General features: G+C 60.1%; 17 protein-coding genes and 1 tRNA gene. 13 read left to right on the top strand and 5 right to left on the bottom strand.

Going from position 1 to position 13,977, the window contains the following annotated elements; all coding sequences use genetic code 11:
- Window positions 1–8: 8 nt before the first annotated feature.
- The 3 genes from rbsK to HU770_RS12800 are packed head-to-tail and all read left to right on the top strand — an operon-like array spanning window position 9 to window position 2,377.
- Complete coding sequence (gene rbsK / locus HU770_RS12810; RefSeq protein ID WP_186663815.1) at window positions 9–917, top strand: ribokinase; 909 nt, start codon at window positions 9–11, stop codon at window positions 915–917.
- Window positions 914–1,312, top strand: coding sequence for a D-ribose pyranase (rbsD, locus tag HU770_RS12805; RefSeq protein ID WP_033696939.1), 399 nt, complete (start codon window positions 914–916; stop codon window positions 1,310–1,312). The genes rbsK and rbsD overlap by 4 nt, the downstream gene beginning before the upstream one ends.
- Before the next feature lie 57 nt (window positions 1,313–1,369).
- Window positions 1,370–2,377 carry a nucleoside hydrolase gene (locus HU770_RS12800; protein WP_186663814.1) on the top strand — a complete coding sequence of 336 codons (1,008 nt, stop codon included), beginning with the start codon at window positions 1,370–1,372 and terminating at the stop codon, window positions 2,375–2,377.
- Here HU770_RS12800 and HU770_RS12795 read toward each other — a convergent pair.
- Complete coding sequence (locus HU770_RS12795) at window positions 2,349–2,561, bottom strand: hypothetical protein (protein ID WP_033696941.1); 213 nt, start codon at window positions 2,559–2,561, stop codon at window positions 2,349–2,351. The genes HU770_RS12800 and HU770_RS12795 overlap by 29 nt on opposite strands.
- Before the next feature lie 288 nt (window positions 2,562–2,849).
- Between HU770_RS12795 and HU770_RS12790 the strand changes: the two genes are divergently transcribed.
- Window positions 2,850–3,167, top strand: coding sequence for an I78 family peptidase inhibitor (locus tag HU770_RS12790; protein WP_186659810.1), 318 nt, complete (start codon window positions 2,850–2,852; stop codon window positions 3,165–3,167).
- Window positions 3,168–3,228: 61 nt separating this feature from the next.
- Here HU770_RS12790 and HU770_RS12785 read toward each other — a convergent pair whose 3' ends face one another.
- Both HU770_RS12785 and HU770_RS12780 read right to left on the bottom strand, forming a co-directional pair.
- Window positions 3,229–3,441 carry a cold-shock protein gene (locus HU770_RS12785; protein ID WP_003179963.1) on the bottom strand — a complete coding sequence of 71 codons (213 nt, stop codon included), beginning with the start codon at window positions 3,439–3,441 and terminating at the stop codon, window positions 3,229–3,231.
- Between the two features lie 163 nt (window positions 3,442–3,604).
- Window positions 3,605–3,907 (bottom strand): hypothetical protein, encoded by a 303-nt coding sequence (locus tag HU770_RS12780; protein WP_033696944.1) that lies wholly within the window; start codon window positions 3,905–3,907, stop codon window positions 3,605–3,607.
- Between the two features lie 336 nt (window positions 3,908–4,243).
- On the opposite strand from HU770_RS12780, the gene thrS reads away from it, so the two are divergent.
- From thrS to HU770_RS12735, 9 genes are all read left to right on the top strand, one after another.
- Complete coding sequence (thrS, locus tag HU770_RS12775; RefSeq protein WP_033696945.1) at window positions 4,244–6,166, top strand: threonine--tRNA ligase; 1,923 nt, start codon at window positions 4,244–4,246, stop codon at window positions 6,164–6,166.
- Window positions 6,166–6,717: a translation initiation factor IF-3 gene (gene infC, locus HU770_RS12770; protein WP_177326478.1), complete on the top strand. Its 552-nt coding sequence runs from the start codon at window positions 6,166–6,168 to the stop codon at window positions 6,715–6,717. The genes thrS and infC overlap by 1 nt, the downstream gene beginning before the upstream one ends.
- A 60-nt stretch (window positions 6,718–6,777) precedes the next feature.
- Complete coding sequence (gene rpmI / locus HU770_RS12765) at window positions 6,778–6,972, top strand: 50S ribosomal protein L35 (RefSeq protein ID WP_028696462.1); 195 nt, start codon at window positions 6,778–6,780, stop codon at window positions 6,970–6,972.
- Window positions 6,973–7,000: 28 nt separating this feature from the next.
- Window positions 7,001–7,357: a 50S ribosomal protein L20 gene (gene rplT / locus HU770_RS12760; RefSeq protein ID WP_009394046.1), complete on the top strand. Its 357-nt coding sequence runs from the start codon at window positions 7,001–7,003 to the stop codon at window positions 7,355–7,357.
- Window positions 7,358–7,466: 109 nt separating this feature from the next.
- Window positions 7,467–8,483, top strand: a complete 1,017-nt coding sequence (gene pheS, locus HU770_RS12755; protein ID WP_047581971.1) for a phenylalanine--tRNA ligase subunit alpha — start codon at window positions 7,467–7,469, stop codon at window positions 8,481–8,483.
- A 33-nt stretch (window positions 8,484–8,516) separates the two neighbouring features.
- Entirely contained in the window at window positions 8,517–10,898 is a 2,382-nt protein-coding gene (pheT, locus tag HU770_RS12750) for a phenylalanine--tRNA ligase subunit beta (protein WP_186663813.1), read from the top strand.
- 4 nt (window positions 10,899–10,902) lie between these two features.
- The gene (ihfA, locus tag HU770_RS12745; protein ID WP_003250679.1) at window positions 10,903–11,205 is read left to right on the top strand and encodes an integration host factor subunit alpha; all 303 of its coding nucleotides are present in this window, start codon (window positions 10,903–10,905) and stop codon (window positions 11,203–11,205) included.
- Complete coding sequence (locus tag HU770_RS12740; RefSeq protein ID WP_008100384.1) at window positions 11,186–11,542, top strand: MerR family transcriptional regulator; 357 nt, start codon at window positions 11,186–11,188, stop codon at window positions 11,540–11,542. The genes ihfA and HU770_RS12740 overlap by 20 nt, the downstream gene beginning before the upstream one ends.
- A gap of 98 nt (window positions 11,543–11,640) precedes the next feature.
- Window positions 11,641–11,717, top strand: a tRNA-Pro gene (locus HU770_RS12735).
- A gap of 82 nt (window positions 11,718–11,799) precedes the next feature.
- On the opposite strand, the gene HU770_RS12730 is transcribed toward HU770_RS12735, so the two are convergent.
- Entirely contained in the window at window positions 11,800–12,981 is a 1,182-nt protein-coding gene (locus HU770_RS12730; RefSeq protein ID WP_186663812.1) for a tyrosine-type recombinase/integrase, read from the bottom strand.
- Between the two features lie 321 nt (window positions 12,982–13,302).
- Window positions 13,303–13,680: a hypothetical protein gene (locus HU770_RS12725; protein WP_186663811.1), complete on the bottom strand. Its 378-nt coding sequence runs from the start codon at window positions 13,678–13,680 to the stop codon at window positions 13,303–13,305.
- Between the last annotated feature and the right edge of the window lie 297 nt (window positions 13,681–13,977).

Here is a 13,977-nt window from a genome sequence, read left to right as displayed (position 1 = left end):
GAATTCCCATGCATGCCAAGGTAGTGGTGGTCGGTAGCCTCAACATGGACCTGGTGGCCCGCGCCCAGCGCCTGCCACGGGCCGGTGAGACCCTGCCCGGCGAGGGCTTTTTCACCGTGCCCGGCGGCAAGGGTGCCAACCAGGCGGTGGCGGTGGCGCGGCTGGGCGGCAGCGTGGCGATGATCGGCAACGTGGGCGACGACGCCTACGGCCAGCAACTGCGCAAGGCGCTGGAAGTAGAAGGTATCGACTGCCAGGCAGTGAGCGTGTGCGAAGGGGTTTCCAGTGGTGTGGCGCTGATCACCGTCGATGCCGCCAGCCAGAATTGCATCGTCATCATCCCTGGCGGCAATGGTCTGCTGACACCGCAGGCGGTGCAGCGCTTCGACGCGCTGCTGCAAGCGGCCGAGGTCATCATCTGCCAGTTGGAGGTGCCGTACGACACCGTGGCCTGGACGTTGGCGAGGGGGCGTGAGCTGGGTAAGCAGGTCATTCTCAACCCGGCACCCGCCACCGGGCCGTTACCACCGACATGGTTCGCCCATATCGATTACCTGGCCCCCAACGAAAGCGAGGCCGAAGCCCTGACCGGGATCGCCGTCAGCGACCAGGCCAGCGCCCGGCGCGCCGGCGAACGGCTGCTGCAACTGGGGGCTGGCAAAGTGATCATCACCCTCGGCGCCCAAGGCGCCTTGCTGGTGACCGAACAGGGCCATCGGCACTTTCCCGCGCCCAGCGTGCAACCGCTGGACACCACGGCGGCAGGCGACACCTTCATCGGTGGCTTTGCTGCCGCCCTGGTGCGTGGGTTGGAGGAGGGCGAGGCGATCGCGCTCGGCCAGCGCGCAGCGGCTTTGTCGGTCACTCGCGCCGGGGCGCAGCCGTCGATCCCTTACCTTGCGGAGCTGCAGCCATGAAGAAGACCGCGCTGCTCAATGTCGCCCTGTCACGGGTCATTGCGGGGTTGGGGCATGGCGATATTCTGGTGATCGGCGATGCCGGGTTGCCGGTGCCGCCGGGCGTCGAGCTGATCGACCTGGCGTTGACCCCGGGCATACCGGATTTCGCCAGTGTCTTGCGCGTGGTGCTGAGCGAGTTGCAGGTGGAGCGGCATGTGTTGGCCGAGGAAATGCAGAAAGTGGTGCCGCCCGGGCTGGTGGAAATCGAGCGCTTGCGCGGCAAGTTGGGCAAACGGGAATGGATGCCCCATGAAGATTTCAAAGTGCTCTCACGCAGCGCGCGGGCCGTGGTGCGCACGGGGGAGTGCCAGCCGTACAGCAACATTGCTTTGATCTCAGGCGTTACGTTCTGATCGCATCGCCGCGCCTACAAAAAACCGGTAAATACCCCAAGGCAACAGGAGTGCCTCATGCTCAAACCCCTGCTACAAGGACTCACTTTCATGGCTGCAGCTGCCACCACCACCCTCCAGGCCGCCCCACGCGACCTGATCATCGACACCGACCCCGGCGCCGACGACGTGGTCGCGCTGTTCCTGGCCATGGCCTCGCCCGATGAGCTGAACATCCGCGCCATTACCACCGTGGCCGGCAACGTGCGCCTCGACAAAACCTCACGCAATGCCCGCCTGGCCCGCGAATGGGCTGGCCGCGAAGACATCCCCGTCTACGCCGGGGCAGGGCGCCCGCTGGTGCGCGCCCCCATTTACGCCGCCGACGTCCATGGCGAAGAAGGCCTGACCGGCGTTCCGGTGCATGAGCCGAAAAAGCCCCTGGCCCAGGGCAATGCCGTGCAGTACTTGGTCGACACCCTCGGCGCCGCCAAGCCCAACAGTATCACCATCGCCATGCTAGGCCCGCAGACCAACCTGGCTCTGGCACTCATCCAGCGCCCGGAAATCGCCAAAGGCATCAAAGAGGTGGTGGTCATGGGCGGCGCCCACTTCAATGGCGGCAACATCACCCCCGCCGCAGAATTCAACCTCTACGCCGACCCGCATGCCGCCGAGGTGGTGCTGGCCAGTGGTGTGCCGCTGACCTACCTGCCGCTGGATGTCACCCACAAACTGCTCACCAGCGAGGCACGCCTCAAGCAGCTTGCAGCGGTGAACAACCGGGCCAGCCAGCGGGTGGTGGACATTCTCAACGCCTACATTACCCATGACATGGACCTGTACGGCATGCCCGGCGGGCCGGTGCACGACGCCAGCGTCATTGCCTACCTACTGAAACCCGAACTGTTCAGCGGCCGGCGCATTCACTTGGCCATCGACAGCCGCGAAGGCCCGACCTTGGGGCAGACTGTCGCCGACTGGTATGGCGTGCTTAAACAGCCCGCCAACGTGATGTGGGTGGAGGAAGGTGACGCCCAGGGCGTGTTCAACCTGCTCAGCGCGCGCCTGGCTCGATTGCAATAGCCGGATGCGGTGCGAAGCGTTCGAGCACCTGGTCGATGAAGCTGCGCGCCGCTTCACTGCCGCGATCGCGTACCAGCAGGTCGATGGCAATCAGTAGCAACTCTTCCGGTGTGCTGGGGCTGTAGGCGCTCTGGCCCTCGGCCCATTTGACCTTGATATCGGCATCGATGCTGTGGCTGCTCATGAAAGGCTCTCACTGGGGGCCTGGGACGGAAGGGCGAACGCCGGATCCTGGTGTTCGCTGGAGGCACGGTGCGCTCCACTTTTTGCAGTAAATCATGCCGTTGCGTCAATGACTCTGCGACTTAAGAATAAAAAGCTTTGCGCAGCAAACCAAGCCCATTGTGCAAAATCCGGTCACGATTGCATTTCGCCTCCTTGGGCGTGTTCAGGCAGACTTGTGCGGTTTTGCAACAAACTATGCGCGCAGCTGTCGGATCAGACAGTGCCCAGATCGATTTTAGGAGGATTCATGTTCCGTACCCGTGCTTACCTGGCAACCCTGGCGATGGCTGCTGTCCTGGCTGGTTGCAGTACAGGTGGCAACTCTGGTGGTGGCGCCCCTGCCGCGCCAGCAGGCAACGACGGTCGTTGTGAGGCCAGCGGTGCCGATTTCGCCATCGGCAAGCCGGGCAGTGCAGAGCTTCTGGAGCAGGCGCGCAAGGCCAGTGGCTCGCAGATGGCACGTATCCTCAAGCCGCATGACGTGGTGACGCTGGAGTACCGCTCCGAGCGCCTGAACCTGAATGTGGACGAGCAAGGTGTGGTCACGCGCGTCAACTGTGGTTGAGCCTTTGCAAACCCCATAAAAAAACCCGCCACCAGGGCGGGTTTTTTTACAGCTACCCGAATTACTCCGGACGAACCTGTGCAGCCTGCATGCCCTTCTGGCCTTTTTCGGCTACGAAGGAAACAGTCTGGCCTTCTTTCAGGCTCTTGAAGCCGTCAGATTCGATGGCCTTGAAGTGTACGAACAGGTCGTCGCCGCCGCCTTGTGGGGTGATGAAGCCGAAGCCTTTCTCATCATTGAACCATTTAACGGTGCCGGTTTGGCGATTGGACATGGGGTGAATCTCCAGATTTGATTTTTTTCAGTAGTGCGATGTTGCCGAGGCTTCGAAGCACAGGACACATCATAGTCTAATTCTGCGCATCTAGCGCCTTTTACCTTCGCCAAATGTTGATCCAGCTCAAACACGGGGTGGCGAACCCCCCGGCTTTATGGTTTCAGCCCTTCATGCACGCTTGCTGCACGACCTTCTGTGCCTTCTGCATCAGGGCGGCGTCAACGCCGTCCTTGCTGTCCAGGTCCTTGATTTCCTCAGTGCTGAAGTTCTTTTCGATAGCGGTTGCGCCACAGGTGCAGTGCTGCTGCGCCGATTTGGCGTCCAGGCCCTGGCCGGTGGCGGCCTCGGTGCACTGGGTCATGTAGTTTTGCTTCGCGCCAGCCGGGAATTCACCCGCATTGGCGGCCACAGGTAGCAGCAGGGCGCCAGCAACGCTCAGGGCCAGAAGAGACGGAAATCTCATAACCAGACACTCCTTGGTTTAGGTCTCATCAAGAGTAGGATGCTTCCCAAAGTCTGATAGGGAATTTTCCGCGGAAGTTCACCCCTACGGTGTAATTTCCAAATATTTCTGCATAGCGCCCAACCCCGCGTGCTAGCATGCTCGGCTTGCAGTCCCGCAGCCGCGGCCTGCAGCTATTTCTTACTTTCCAGTCACTCTGGTTCGCCCCTGGTAAGCCGAAAGGCTTCTGCCACTGTGAGGCAGGCTTTCTCTTGAGAAAGACAGCGCGGATCTTGTACTGGCTCATCCCAACCCACGTGACCTTTGGTAGGGGTCACCACTAGGAGAGGAGGCGCCATGCCCACTATTACTCTTCCCGATGGCAGTCAGCGCTCGTTTGATCACGCCGTATCCGTAGCCGAAGTCGCAGCCTCCATTGGTGCAGGCCTGGCCAAGGCCACCCTGGCCGGCAAGGTTGACGGCAAGCTGGTCGACGCTAGCGACCTGATCACTCACGACGCCACCCTGCAGATCATCACCCCTAAAGATGAAGAGGGACTGGAGATCATCCGTCACTCGTGCGCCCACCTGATCGGCCACGCGGTGAAGCAGCTGTACCCGACCGCCAAGATGGTGATCGGTCCGGTGATCGACGAAGGCTTCTATTACGACATCGCCTATGAGCGCCCCTTCACCCCAGAAGACATGGCCGCCATCGAAAAGCGCATGCTGCAGCTGATCGAGAAGGACTACGACGTCGTCAAGAAGATGACCCCGCGCGCCGAAGTCATCGACGTGTTCAAGGCCCGTGGCGAAGACTACAAGCTGCGCCTGGTCGAAGACATGCCGGACGAACAGGCCATGGGCCTGTACTACCACGAAGAATACGTCGACATGTGCCGCGGCCCGCACGTGCCGAACACGCGCTTCCTCAAGGCATTCAAGCTGACCAAGCTGTCCGGCGCCTACTGGCGCGGCGATGCCAAGAACGAGCAGCTGCAACGCGTCTACGGCACCGCCTGGGCTGACAAGAAGCAGCTGGCTGCTTACATCCAGCGCATCGAAGAAGCCGAAAAACGCGACCACCGCAAGATCGGCAAGCAGCTCGACCTCTTCCACCTGCAGGAAGAAGCCCCGGGCATGGTGTTCTGGCACCCGGACGGCTGGACCGTCTATCAGGTGCTCGAGCAGTACATGCGCAAGGTCCAGCGCGACAACAACTACCTCGAGATCAAGACCCCGCAGGTCGTTGACCGTATTCTCTGGGAGCGTTCCGGCCACTGGTCCAACTACGCCGAGAACATGTTCACCACTTCGTCGGAAAACCGCGACTACGCGGTCAAGCCGATGAACTGCCCGTGCCACGTGCAGGTGTTCAACCAGGGCCTGAAGTCGTACCGCGACCTGCCGATGCGCCTGGCCGAGTTCGGTGCCTGCCACCGTAACGAGCCGTCCGGCGCCCTGCACGGCATCATGCGTGTACGTGGCTTTACCCAGGACGACGCGCACATCTTCTGCACCGAAGACCAGGTAAAGAAAGAAGCCGCTGACTTCATCAAGCTGACCCTGGACGTCTACAAAGACTTCGGTTTCAGCGACATCGCCATGAAGCTGTCGACCCGCCCAGCCAAGCGTGTGGGCTCTGAAGAGCTGTGGGACCGTGCCGAAGGTGCACTGGCCGATGCCTTGAATGAATCGGGCCTGGAGTGGGAATATCAACCGGGCGAGGGCGCCTTCTACGGCCCGAAAATCGAATTCACCCTGCGCGACTGCCTCGGCCGTAACTGGCAGTGTGGTACCCTGCAGTACGATCCGAACCTCCCAGAGCGTTTGGATGCCAGCTACATCGCCGAAGATAACAGCCGTAAGCGCCCGGTCATGCTGCACCGCGCCATTCTCGGCTCGTTCGAACGCTTCATCGGCATGCTCATCGAGCACTACGCTGGCGTGTTCCCGGCTTGGCTGGCGCCGACCCAGGCGGTGATCATGAACATCACCGACAAACAGGCCGATTTTGCCCTTCAGGTAGAGAAATCTCTGAACGGTAGCGGTTTCCGTGCCAAGTCGGACTTGAGAAATGAGAAGATCGGCTTTAAAATCCGCGAGCATACTTTGCTCAAGGTCCCGTACCTTTTGGTTATAGGGGATCGCGAAGTCGAAACGCAAACCGTCGCTGTGCGTACTCGCGAAGGCGCAGACCTGGGCTCCATGCCCGTCGCGCAATTCGCTGAGCTGCTGACACAAGCGGTTTCCCGGCGTGGTCGCCAAGAATCGGAGTAATGACTATTAAGCGTGAAATGAGAAACGATAAACGTGCTGCACCGAAGGCCCCGATCAACGAGAATATCTCGGCTCAAGAGGTTCGCTTAATCGGTGCTGACGGTGAGCAGCTGGGCATCGTCTCGATCCACGAAGCGCTTCGTATCGCTGAAGAAGCGAAGCTGGATCTGGTAGAAATTTCTGCCGACGCCGTACCTCCTGTCTGCAAGGTCCTCGACTACGGCAAAAGCCTCTTCGAGAAGAAAAAGCAGCAGGCTGCGGCGAAGAAGAACCAGAAGATCATCCAGATCAAAGAAATCAAGTTTCGTCCAGGGACGGAGGATGGGGATTACCAGGTAAAACTACGCAACCTGGTACGTTTCCTTACCGATGGGGACAAGGCCAAGATCTCTCTGAGATTCCGTGGTCGTGAGATGGCCCACCAGGAGCTGGGCATGGAGCTGTTGAAGCGGGTCGAAGCTGACCTCGCCGAATACGGCACCGTTGAGCAGCATCCTAAGATGGAAGGACGCCAGCTTATGATGGTCATCGCCCCCAAGAAAAAGAAGTAATCTCCCGGGCACGGCAGGCCTGATGATTATGTGTAATTTTATCGAATGCGGAGTTCCAACATGCCAAAAATGAAAACCAAAAGCGGTGCTGCGAAGCGTTTCCTGAAAACGGCTACCGGCTTCAAGCACAAGCACGCTTTCAAGAGCCACATCCTGACCAAAATGTCGACCAAGCGTAAGCGTCAACTGCGTGGTAGCAGCATGCTGCACCCGTCTGACGTCGCGAAAGTCGCGCGCATGCTGCGCGTTCGTTAATTCTGGTCAAAGATAGAGGAAGTTACTCATGGCTCGTGTAAAGCGCGGCGTTATCGCTCGTAAGCGTCACAAAAAAATTCTGAAACTGGCTAAAGGTTACTACGGTGCACGTTCGCGCGTATTCCGTGTTGCCAAGCAGGCTGTCATCAAGGCCGGTCAATACGCCTACCGTGACCGTCGCCAGAAGAAGCGTCAGTTCCGCGCACTGTGGATCGCTCGTATCAACGCTGGTGCACGCAACAACGGTCTGTCTTACAGCCGTCTGATTGCTGGCCTGAAAAAAGCGTCGATCGAAATCGACCGTAAGGTTCTGGCCGATCTGGCAGTGAACGAAAAAGCGGCGTTTGCTGCGATTGTCGAGAAAGCTAAAGCCGTTCTGGCTTAAGTACCCGCGACAATCACCCGGCGGCGCTTGCGCCGTCGGGCATTGAACGTCATCGATAGGGGAAGAGCCTTCAAAGCTCTTCCCCTATTTTCGTATCTGGAGTTTGTACATGGAAAACCTGGATGCGCTGGTCTCCCAAGCCCTTGAGGCCGTAGAGCGCGCTGAAGACATCAATGCCCTGGAACAGATCCGGGTTCAATATCTCGGCAAGAAAGGCGAGCTGACCCAGGTGATGAAGACCCTGGGCAACCTGCCAGCCGAAGAGCGGCCGAAAGTCGGTGCGCTGATCAACGACGCCAAGGAACGCGTCACCGTGGTGCTCAACGCACGCAAGGCCGCCTTTGAAGAAGCCGAGCTCAGCGCTCGCCTGGCTGCCGAATGCATTGACGTCACCCTGCCAGGCCGTGGCCAGACCACCGGTGGCTTGCACCCGATTACTCGTACACTCGAGCGCATCGAGCAGTTCTTCACCCACATCGGCTACGGCATCGCCGAAGGCCCAGAGGTCGAAGACGACTACCACAACTTCGAAGCGCTCAATATCCCCGGCCACCACCCGGCCCGGGCGATGCACGACACCTTCTATTTCAATGCCAACATGCTGCTGCGCACCCACACCTCGCCGGTGCAAGTGCGGACCATGGAGTCCACCCAGCCGCCCATCCGCATTGTCTGCCCGGGCCGCGTCTACCGCTGCGACTCGGATATCACCCACTCGCCGATGTTCCACCAGGTCGAAGGCCTGCTGATCGATCGCGATATCAACTTTGCCGACCTCAAGGGCACCATCGAAGAGTTCCTGCGCGTGTTCTTCGAAAAAGAACTGGCCGTGCGCTTCCGCCCGTCGTTCTTCCCCTTCACCGAGCCGTCCGCCGAAGTCGATATCCAGTGCGTGATGTGTTCCGGCAACGGCTGCCGTGTGTGCAAGCAGACCGGCTGGCTCGAAGTCATGGGCTGCGGCATGGTCCACCCGAACGTGCTGCGCATGTCCGGCATCGACCCTGAAGAGTTCCAGGGCTTCGCCTTCGGCATGGGTGCCGAGCGCCTGGCCATGCTGCGCTATGGCGTCAACGATTTGCGTCTGTTCTTCGACAACGACCTGCGCTTCCTCGCGCAATTCCGCTAGGTCAATGCCCGACGCAACTTTCAGGAGAACAGCATGAAATTCAGTGAACAGTGGCTGCGCGGTTGGGTAAACCCGCAAGTCTCCCGTGACGAACTGGTCGCCCGCCTGTCCATGGCCGGCCTTGAAGTCGACAGCGTGACCCCCGCTGCCGGCCAGTTCAGCGGCATCGTCGTGGGCGAAATCCTCGCCACCGAACAACACCCGGACGCCGACAAACTGCGCGTCTGCCAGGTCAGCAACGGCCAGGAAACCTTCCAGGTGGTGTGCGGCGCCCCCAATGCGCGCCCGGGCATCAAGATCCCGTTTGCCATGATCGGCGCCGAACTGCCAGGCGACTTCAAGATCAAGAAGGCCAAGCTGCGCGGCGTCGAGTCGTTCGGCATGCTGTGCTCGGCGGCTGAGCTGCAGATCAGCGAAGAAAACGACGGCCTGCTCGAACTGGCTGCCGATGCCCCGGTTGGCCAGGACATACGCCAGTACCTGAGCCTGGACGATGCCAGCATCGAAATCGGCCTGACCCCAAACCGCGGTGACTGCCTGTCCCTGGCCGGCCTGGCCCGCGACGTCAGCGCGCTGTACAACGTCCCGGTCACCCGCCCGGTAGTGCCAGCCGTGCCGGCTGCCCACGATGAAGTGCGCCCGGTCGAAGTGTCCGCCCCGGCTGCCTGCCCACGCTACCTGGGCCGCGTCATCCGCAACGTCGACCTGTCCAGGCCAACCCCGCTGTGGATGGTCGAACGCCTGCGCCGCAGTGACGTGCGCAGCATCGATGCCGCCGTCGACATCACCAACTACGTGATGCTCGAACTCGGTCAGCCGATGCACGCCTTCGACCTTGCCGAAATCAACGGCGGCATCCGCGTGCGCATGGCCGAAGAGGGCGAGAAGCTCGTCCTGCTCGACGGCCAGGAAGTTGCCCTGCGCGCCGACACCCTGGTTATCGCCGATCACACCCGCGCTTTGGCCATTGCCGGCGTCATGGGTGGCGAGCACAGCGGCGTCAATACCGAGAAAACCCGCGACCTGTTCCTCGAAAGCGCCTTCTTCGAGCCGATCTCCGTTGCCGGCAAGGCCCGTTCCTACGGCCTGCACACCGACGCCTCGCACCGCTACGAGCGCGGTGTCGACTCGCAGCTGGCCCGCGAAGCCATGGAACGCGCCACCGCGCTGATCCTGGAAACGGTCGGCGGCGAAGCCGGCCCGATCGTCGAGGCCGTCAGCGAACAGCACCTGCCGCAGGTCGCCCCGGTGACCCTGCGCGCCGAACGCATCACCCAGATGCTCGGCATGCAGATGGACCCAGCCCAGGTCGAGCAACTGCTCAACGCCCTGGAGCTGACCACCACGGCCAATGGGGAAGGGCAGTGGACCGTCAACGTCCCAAGCCACCGCTTCGACATCAGCCTGGAAGTCGACCTGATCGAAGAGCTGGCCCGCCTGTACGGCTACAACAACCTCCCGGTCCGCTACCCACAAGCGCGCCTCGCGCCCCAGGGCAAGCCGGAAACCCGCGGTGACCTGCCGAACCTGCGCCGCCTGCTGGTTGCCCGTGGCTACCAGGAAGCCATCACCTACAGCTTCATCGACCCGAAACTGTTCGAGCTGTTCAGCCCTGGCGTCGAGCCACTGCTGCTGGCCAACCCGATCTCCAACGACATGGCCGCCATGCGCGCGTCCCTGTGGCCGGGCCTGGTCAAGGCGCTGCAGCACAACCTCAACCGCCAGCAAGACCGCGTCCGCCTGTTCGAAAGCGGCCTGCGCTTCGTCGGCCAGCTCGGTAACCTCGAGCAGCAGCCGATGATCGCCGGCGTCGTCACCGGCAGCCGCCTGCCAGAAGGCTGGGCGAACGGCCGCGACGGCATCGACTTCTTCGACGTCAAAGCCGACGTCGAAGCCCTGCTGGGCTATTCCGGCGCCCTGAGCGACTTCACCTTCAGCGCCGGCAAACACCCCGCCCTGCACCCAGGCCAGACCGCCCTCATCGAGCGCGACGGCAAGCCAGTCGGTTACCTCGGCGCCATCCACCCGGAGCTTGCCAAAGCCCTGGACCTGGACCGCCCAGTGTTCCTGTTCGAGCTGGTGTTGGGCGACGTGGTCGAAGGCCGCCTGCCAAAGTTCAGCGAACTGTCCAAGTTCCCAGAAACCCGTCGTGACCTGGCCTTGATCGCAGGACGTGATGTAGCTTCTAGCGCGGTGCTTGAATTAATTCGTGACAATGCAGGCGAATGGCTCACAGACCTCAGGCTGTTTGATGTCTACCAAGGTAAAGGCATTGATCCTGATAGAAAAAGCCTGGCCGTCGGCTTGACCTGGCAGCATCCATCGCGCACTCTTAACGACGATGAGGTGAACACTACCCTGCAAAACATCCTCACCTCGCTTGAACAAAGGTTGAACACCACGTTAAGGAAATAACGGCATGGGTGCTCTGACGAAAGCTGAGATGGCCGAAAGGCTGTACGAGGAGCTGGGGCTTAACAAGCGTGAGGCCAAGGAGTTGGTCGAGCTGTTTTTCGAAGAAATTCGGCACGCACTTGAAGAGAACGAGCAGGTCAAGCTGTCCGGTTTCGGCAACTTTGACCTTCGCGACAAACGCCAGCGGCCGGGCCGCAACCCCAAGACTGGGGAAGAGATCCCGATCACCGCTCGCCGCGTCGTCACCTTTCGTCCAGGGCAGAAGTTGAAGGCCCGGGTTGAGGCCTATGCTGGAACCAAGCCATAACGATGAACTGCCCCCCATACCAGGCAAGCGCTACTTCACCATTGGTGAAGTGAGCGAGCTTTGTGCGGTAAAACCGCACGTGCTGCGGTATTGGGAGCAGGAGTTCCCTCAGCTGAACCCTGTGAAGCGGCGGGGGAATCGGCGGTATTACCAGCGCCAGGATGTGCTGATGATCCGCCAGATTCGGGCGCTGCTTTATGATCAGGGGTTCACCATTGGTGGGGCGCGGTTAAGGCTCTCCAGTGATGAGGTGAAGGATGAGTCAAGCCAGTACAAGCAGCTGATTCGGCAGATGATTGTTGAGTTGGAGGATGTGTTGGTGGTGTTGAAGAAGTGATCTGCTCCGACGAATGGAAATTTTTTGAGAAAAAGCTTTCATTTATCAAAAGGTTAGGGTAGATTCTTCATCGTTCTCAGCAGTATCGAGAATAGAGTCGGGGCGTAGCGCAGCCCGGTAGCGCACTTGCATGGGGTGCAAGGGGTCGAGTGTTCGAATCACTCCGTCCCGACCAATAATCCCAATGACTTAGCCACCTACGGGTGGCTTTTTCATTTTTGGGCATAGTGACTTTTCGAGTGACTTCGCCTTTTTCCTCATCCAATTCTCCTTTTCAAGATCGTCAGCACCGGCCCGCGTGAATCCGTGGCCGATACCTTGTTTGCTGCTTCGATCAGCTGACCAAGCTCCGCGCCGGAGTAGTGACTGGTCACGCTACCGTTCTTGTGGCCCAATAAAGACTTGCGGTCCTCTTCAGTGACGCCTGCCGCTTTCAGCCTCCTGCCGAAAGTGTGCTTCAGATCATGCACGCGTATGGAAGAGAACCCAGGGTGTGCCGGCCGTAAATGCTGCTCCTGCCAGAGCTTCGCCGCGCGCACCCGCGCTTTCTTCCAGGCCGAGTCGTTCATCCGGTGCATCGCAGTGCCGTTGTACGGGAAAACCCACTCACGACTGATGCCGCGCTGCTTATCGATGATCGACCTTGCCACGCCGTTCAGCACAACCAGTCTCTCGTCCCGGTTCTTCACTCCTGAGTTCTCGTGCCTCCCGCCGAACTCGGCGGGGATGAGAAACACACTGGTGTCGAGTTCAGGCACGAAGATCTCCCAATCCCACCTCAGCTTGCACACCTCCTGCTCGCGACAGCCCGTGTTCACCTTGAACAGGGCCATCCGCTGCAAGTGGTCTGGCAACTCCCCGAAGAGAATCGATTGCTCCTCCCATGACATCGGGTAGGGCTTTCGGCTCGCCTTCTTCTCCTCCAGCTTGGTGAGCAGCGGCACGCTGTCGAGCCACGGCCGGCGCTCTTCATCCCGCCACTTCCGGCAAGCCAGCTGCAGGACCCGAATCACTCGCTCGATCGCGATGTTGATTGTCCTGTTGCTGACTCCCTTCTTCACCTTCCCATCTGGCGTCACTGAATCAGCCTTCCGGTCGCGCACATAAGCGGCCAGCGCCTCATCGTCAATGTGCGTCAATGGAAGGTGGCCGATGTACTCAACCACCTGCTCCAGATAAAGCGCCGTGAGCCTGATTGACGGTTGCTCCTTGTGCTCGACCAGGTACTTCGCCGCGGCCTGAGCAAAGGTCTTGATCTCGCGCACGCCATAGATCTTGCGCTGCCGCATCTTCTCCAGCAGGTGGATCAGGTACTGCTCTGCTTCTTCCCTTTCACAAGTGCCAGTGCTCTCTTGAATTCGTTCTCCCCGGTAGATCTTGTCGATTTTCCAGATGCCGCTTGGCATTTTCTGGAGCCCTGTGATTGCCTTTTTGGCCATGGAGTCTCCTTGGACTCCGCTGCCGTGCTTACGCTGCGGGGTCGATTGTTGTCTTGATTGCTCGCCTTTTCAACGGCCATCGCCTCGATGTATGCATCCATCCAAGCGTCCAGCTCGAGGCGGTCGAAGCCAACGCCCTGCTTGCCGATGGGAAACTCACGGACATAGGGCCTGACGGTGTTCTTGAATTCTTCCTTGCACATGCCGAGGTAGCCGGGCGCTTCACCGACCCGGAGAATTCTCGGCAGTAAGCCTGGCTGAACTGCTGCTGTGGCATTCGCCATGTAGATCTCCACGCCGCCGGTGGCGGCAGGTTGGTGGTCAGGACGTTGCCTTGGCGATGGTGTGTTCGAACCGCGATGCCAGTTCGGCGTTGACCTCGGCTTTGGCCAGGCTGTCAGCGGTACCCTTGGCCCGATGCAGGGTTTCGTACTTGCGCAACTGGGCTGCGGCAGAAGTCAGGTCGTCCAGCAGCAGGGGCGCCGAGGCGATCAACTTGGCGTTTGCCCGGCGCAGGTCTCGGCCGAGTTCCGCAGGGCCGATCTCGGTGAAGGTCACGCAGTCTCCACAGTCAGCGATCATCCAGCCGTCAGAGGGGAGTGCTTTCACGCCATCGCCGCTGTCGGCGCCGAGACCGGTGAAAACCTCGGTTTCGTTCAGGACTTCCCATGGGCCGGGCGTGTGTTTGTGTTTCGTCATGGCAATAGCTCTCCATGCCCGCACATGTCGGCGGGCTTGGGTTATGGGGATTTGATCTTTGCTTTAGGTTGGAATAGCGTTTTAATGCGCCCCTCACCTTACGAAGAGGGATCTTGAAGTGAATGATTGGGTGGATTTTTTCGAGGATTTTCCGGAGTACGACAATTCCGATCCTAGTAGCAAAAAAAAGGGGCCGGCTTTGGATAGGGAGCAGGTCCAGCACAGGAAGAAAGAGAGGGACGAAGTTCAAGCAATGCTTGATGCCGCTCTTCTTCTGAATCCTCTAAAGAAAGGAAG

It is taken from the genome of Pseudomonas sp. SWRI68 (genome assembly GCF_014269165.1).
GTDB classification, from domain to species: Bacteria; Pseudomonadota; Gammaproteobacteria; order Pseudomonadales; family Pseudomonadaceae; genus Aquipseudomonas; species Aquipseudomonas capeferrum.
This window is presented reverse-complemented; position numbering and strand designations above follow the sequence as displayed.

Coding starts and splice junctions, on each gene's coding strand:
- rbsK (WP_186663815.1), top strand. CDS start 9: ATGCATGCCAAGGTAGTGGTGGTCGGTAGCCTCAACATGGACCTGGTG.
- rbsD (WP_033696939.1), top strand. CDS start 914: ATGAAGAAGACCGCGCTGCTCAATGTCGCCCTGTCACGGGTCATTGCG.
- HU770_RS12800 (WP_186663814.1), top strand. CDS start 1,370: ATGCTCAAACCCCTGCTACAAGGACTCACTTTCATGGCTGCAGCTGCC.
- HU770_RS12795 (WP_033696941.1), bottom strand. CDS start 2,561: ATGAGCAGCCACAGCATCGATGCCGATATCAAGGTCAAATGGGCCGAG.
- HU770_RS12790 (WP_186659810.1), top strand. CDS start 2,850: ATGTTCCGTACCCGTGCTTACCTGGCAACCCTGGCGATGGCTGCTGTC.
- HU770_RS12785 (WP_003179963.1), bottom strand. CDS start 3,441: ATGTCCAATCGCCAAACCGGCACCGTTAAATGGTTCAATGATGAGAAA.
- HU770_RS12780 (WP_033696944.1), bottom strand. CDS start 3,907: ATGAGATTTCCGTCTCTTCTGGCCCTGAGCGTTGCTGGCGCCCTGCTG.
- thrS (WP_033696945.1), top strand. CDS start 4,244: ATGCCCACTATTACTCTTCCCGATGGCAGTCAGCGCTCGTTTGATCAC.
- infC (WP_177326478.1), top strand. CDS start 6,166: ATGACTATTAAGCGTGAAATGAGAAACGATAAACGTGCTGCACCGAAG.
- rpmI (WP_028696462.1), top strand. CDS start 6,778: ATGCCAAAAATGAAAACCAAAAGCGGTGCTGCGAAGCGTTTCCTGAAA.
- rplT (WP_009394046.1), top strand. CDS start 7,001: ATGGCTCGTGTAAAGCGCGGCGTTATCGCTCGTAAGCGTCACAAAAAA.
- pheS (WP_047581971.1), top strand. CDS start 7,467: ATGGAAAACCTGGATGCGCTGGTCTCCCAAGCCCTTGAGGCCGTAGAG.
- pheT (WP_186663813.1), top strand. CDS start 8,517: ATGAAATTCAGTGAACAGTGGCTGCGCGGTTGGGTAAACCCGCAAGTC.
- ihfA (WP_003250679.1), top strand. CDS start 10,903: ATGGGTGCTCTGACGAAAGCTGAGATGGCCGAAAGGCTGTACGAGGAG.
- HU770_RS12740 (WP_008100384.1), top strand. CDS start 11,186: ATGCTGGAACCAAGCCATAACGATGAACTGCCCCCCATACCAGGCAAG.
- HU770_RS12730 (WP_186663812.1), bottom strand. CDS start 12,981: ATGGCCAAAAAGGCAATCACAGGGCTCCAGAAAATGCCAAGCGGCATC.
- HU770_RS12725 (WP_186663811.1), bottom strand. CDS start 13,680: ATGACGAAACACAAACACACGCCCGGCCCATGGGAAGTCCTGAACGAA.